A 4,378-nucleotide genomic window follows, 5' to 3' on the forward strand; every position below is an offset into this window, starting at 1 on the left:
CGCCCCGCGCTGCCGCGCCTGCCGCGCGTCGGCCACCAGCCGGGCCGCGACGGACTCGTCCGGCCCCGGCGCCGCGGCCGCCAGGTACCAGGTCCGCAGCTCGCCCGAACTCGCCTCGGCCAGCCGCCGGTAGACCTCCAGCCGCCGTACGGTGGCACACTGCCCCAGCACCACCGGCCGCAGCACGGGATGGCGCAGCTCGCACGCCCCGTCCCGTATCCGCACCAGCCCGGTCGCCTCGGCCGCGTCCAGGTCGGCGGTGCTCAGCCCGTCCGCCGCCAGCGCCCGCTGCAACAGCGGCCAGCGCGGCGCCCGGCCCGCGGCGACGTACACCAGCGCCTCCCGGCTCCGCGGCGGCAGCGCCCGCAACTGCCCGCGCCAGGCCCGCTCCACGAGCGGACCGGGCGCCTCCCAGCGGTCGTCCCACGGTTCGGCACCGGCCGCGCGGGCCCGCGCCAACGCCGCCGCGTACTCCACGAGCACCAGCGGACTGCCGCCCGCCAGCCGTACGATCCGGTCGGCGGCCGGGTCCGACCGGTCGAGGTCCCGGCCCCGCAGCAGCGTCCAGCTCTCGTCGTCCGTCAGCGGACCCAGCACCGCGTGCGGCACGCCCTCCCGGACGCCGTCCTCCTCCGGGCCGCCGCCGGAGGTCATCACCAGGGCCACCCGTTCCGTCGCCAGCCGCCGGGCCACGAACTGCAGCACCTGCCGCGACGAGGGATCGGCCCGGTGCAGGTCGTCGACGAGGACCAGCAGCGGGCTCTCCTCCCCGGCGGCGGACAGCACACCGAGCGCCCCCGCGCAGACCGCGTACGGATTCGGCTCGGTGGCGTCGGCGAGTGCCAGGCAGCCCTCGACGGCACGGCGCTGGGCGGGCGGCAGCCCCCCGAAGTGCCGGCGCAGCGGCAGCAGCACCTCGGCCAGCACCGCGTACGGCAGCACCGCCTCCGACTCCACCCCGCGCGCCCACAGCACGCGGCCCCCCTCGCGGCGGGCGGCCGCGTACCGCAGCACCGCGCTCTTGCCGATGCCGGGCTCACCGCTCAGCAGCAGCGCGCCGCCCCGCTCGGCCGAACCGTCCACCAGAGCGTCCACCAGGCGCCGCTCGGCACCCCGGCCGACGAGCCCGTGCGGCGCGCGCGGCCCGGGTGGCGCCGGGCGCACGGGTTCCCGCCCGCCCCGGTCCGTCCCCGTCGTCATCATCATCGCTTCGTCCATGACGCCCCCGTAGGCCTGCCGCTCCCCCGCGGCCGTCCTCCACCCAGGGTGCTCCCGGAAGGGGACCCGGCAGGAGTGGCCGGACGGCTTTGCCGACACCTTGTCCGGAAACGGCGCGGTGCGGTGCGACCCGGCCGGTCCGACTCGGCACGGTGGCGACCGGCCCGCGCCGCGTCTGGGGGACCGGGCCTACGGCGGTCTCCGTACGCGGGGCCGCGCCACCCCCGTAGGGACGGGCGGATGCAGGGAGTTCCCCGAAGCGGCGGCCGCGGCCGCCGGAACAGACTCGCGTGTTCGCAGACCAGAGAAGGGGCAGGGGATGGCTGAACAGGGGCAGATCCGGCGTGTGATCACGAGCCTCCGGCACGGTGAGCACTCGGTGCTCGACAGCGCCGCGCCGCAGGACGAGCAGAGCGCGCTGAGCGCGGTCGTCCAGGAGACCGCCGCCGCAGCGGAGCATGTGGGTACCACCTCCTTCCGGTACTTGTTCGCCGGCCTCGCGGAGAAGTTCCCGGACAAACACCTCCCGCAGGGCGACAAGGACACCGTCGCCACCGTGGTCAAGGCACTCAACGCCCTCGGCATCGCGATGGTGGAGACCGCGGCCGAGGCGCGCGACCCGCGGATAAACTCCCCGATCCCGCCGATCTACACGTACTGGGGCCAGTTCGTCGACCACGACCTCACGGCCGCCACCGACCGCGACACCGGCACCATCAGCATCACCGACGAGCCGATCCAGCCGACCCGCCCCGAAGAGGTGGTCGAGAAGCTGCGCAACGCGCGGCACCCCGCCCTGAACCTCGACTCCGTCTACGGCGACGGACCGTTCGCGACCCCGGCGCCGGGCAGCATCGCCGTCCCCTACGACGGCGTCAAGTTCCGCCTGGGGCTGCTCTCGCCCGTCCCCGCCTCGGTCGGCGCGCCCGTCCCGCCGGTCGACGACAACCAGCGCGACCTGCCACGCAGGGACGACGGCACCCCGCTCGTCGGCGACGACCGCAACGACGAGAACCTCGTCGTAGCCCAGCTCCACGTCGCCTTCCTGCGGTTCCACAACGCCGCGGTCGACTGGGTGCGCGACAACGAACCCGAACGGGAGAGCGACGCCGAGGTCTTCCAGCGGGCCCGGTCCCTCACCCGCTGGACCTACCAGTGGCTGTGCGTCCACGACTACCTGCGCACTGTGGCCCGCCCCGACATCGTCGACCAGGTCGACACCGCAGAGGCCAACCTCCTCGACCTCGAACACCGCGGCCTCTACATGCCCATCGAGTTCTCGGTGGCCGCCTTCCGCTTCGGCCACAGCATGGTGCGCGGCGCCTACGACTGGAACCGCAACTTCGGCCGCCCCAACCCCAACGTCCCCGTCGCAAGCCTCGACCTGCTCTTCCAGTTCACCGACCGGGGCGGGTTCATCAACCAGTTGAACTCCCTCCCCAGCAACTGGCCTGCGGAGTGGGACCGGATGGTCGACAAGAACAGCCAGTTCGCCAACCGGTTCGCGCGGCTCATCGACACCAAGGTCGTGCCACCGCTCGGCACGATGCGTAACGAGGGCAACGACGCGAGCACCAAGGACCTCGGCGAACTGCTCAAACACCTCGCCCGCCGCAACCTGCTGCGCGGCTACCGGCTGGCGGCACCCACCGGCCAGGCGGTCGCCGAGGCCCTCGGCGTCGTACCGCTCAGCCGTCAGGAGCTGGAACAGAACACCAGCGACCCCGTCAGGGACGCCCTGGCCCAGGGCGGTCTGTTCGAGAAGACCCCGCTGTGGTTCTACATCCTCAAGGAAGCCGAGGTCAGGGAGTTGGGCCGGCGGCTCGGCGAGGTCGGCAGCCGCATCGTCGCCGAGACGCTCGTCGGCCAGATCCGCGCCGACAGCGGCTCCTACGCCAACCAGACGAGCTGGAGCCCCGCGCAGGGCGTCCGGCTCCCCAACGGACGTCCCGTACGTACCATCGCGGACTTCCTGCGCTTCGCCGGAGTCCTCTGAGACACCGGGACGCGAGAGAGACCGTGCCCCCGCGGGCCGCCACGCCCGCGGGGGCACGCGGGCGCCGGGAGAACCGTAGGGAGTTCCCCGAAGCGGCCCACCGCCGTGCCACCCACCATGCGCGCATGAACCTACGACAGCAGCGGCTGAACATGATGGAGCGCTACCGGAACACGGCGGCCCAGCGGGCGGACATCCGGCGCCGCCAGGCGGAGACGGGCACGCCCTTCGCCGCCGACAGCGAGGAGCAACTGCTCGCCCGCGCCGAACGGCTGATGCGCGAGGGCGAGTTCCTGCCGGAGCCGGAACCACCCGACGCCGAACCCGGCCGGACCGCCGTCGTCCCCGAGCGGATCATCGGCGCCGCCAACGAGATGCGCGCCGTCAACTTCCTGACCCGCGGGGTCCGCGCGGCCCGCACCGTCGCCCGCGTCACCATCGTCGAGGACGGCCGGCGGGCCGGCTTCGGCACCGGTTTCCTCGTGGGGGAGCGGCTGCTGCTCACCAACAACCACGTCCTGCCCGACGCGGCCACGGCGACCGGCTCCTTCGCCGAGTTCGACCTGGAGGCCGACGTCGACGGCGTGCCCAAACCCGTCGACCCCTACGACCTGGCTCCTGACGAGCTGTTCGTGACCGACCCCGAACTGGACTACACCCTCGTCGCGGTCGCGGTGGGCTCCGACGGCCGACGGCCCGGCGCCGCGCACGGCCGGCTCCGGCTGATCGCCCGGCAGGGAAAGATCGTCATCGGCGAGGCCGTGAACGTCATCGGCCACCCGGAGGGCCGCCCCAAGGAGATAGCGGTCCGCGACAACGGCCTGGTCAACCAGTTGCCGCAGTTCCTGCACTACCGCACGGACACCGCGCCGGGGAACTCCGGCTCGCCCGTCTGCAACGACCAGTGGGAGGTCGTCGCCCTGCACCACGCCGGGGTGCCCGACCCCGACGGCACGGGCTGGATCGCCAACGAGGGCGCCCGGGTCAGCGCCATCCTCCGGCATCTCGCCTCGGCCGACCTGCCCGCCGCCCAGCAGTCGCTCCTCGCCGAACTGGGCGACCAGGCCAGGCCCCCGGACGAACGACTCACCGCCGACCAAGGCGCCCCGGCCGGGCGGGCGGCGTCCGCCCGGACCGAGGCGGCCCCGCGCCCGCGGGCCCGGC

General features: G+C 74.0%; 3 protein-coding genes. 2 read left to right on the forward strand and 1 reads right to left on the reverse strand.

What is annotated here, in order from left to right:
• Positions 1–1,218 (reverse strand): ATP-binding protein (locus tag UW392_RS40775; protein ID WP_320780317.1); only part of this gene is annotated, 1,218 nt, incomplete at its 3' end.
• Positions 1,219–1,537: 319 nt separating this feature from the next.
• Between UW392_RS40775 and UW392_RS40780 the strand changes: the two genes are divergently transcribed.
• Both UW392_RS40780 and UW392_RS40785 read left to right on the forward strand, forming a co-directional pair.
• The gene (locus tag UW392_RS40780) at positions 1,538–3,214 is read left to right on the forward strand and encodes a heme peroxidase family protein (protein ID WP_320780318.1); all 1,677 of its coding nucleotides are present in this window, start codon (positions 1,538–1,540) and stop codon (positions 3,212–3,214) included.
• 125 nt (positions 3,215–3,339) lie between these two features.
• A partial coding sequence (locus UW392_RS40785; protein WP_320780319.1) for a serine protease occupies positions 3,340–4,378 on the forward strand: 1,039 nt, incomplete at its 3' end.

Source organism: Streptomyces sp. CRN 30 (genome assembly GCF_034105845.1).

What these genes read in the sequence shown, in the direction of transcription:
- UW392_RS40780 (WP_320780318.1), top strand. Translation starts at nt 1,538, where the DNA reads ATGGCTGAACAGGGGCAGATCCGGCGTGTGATCACGAGCCTCCGGCAC.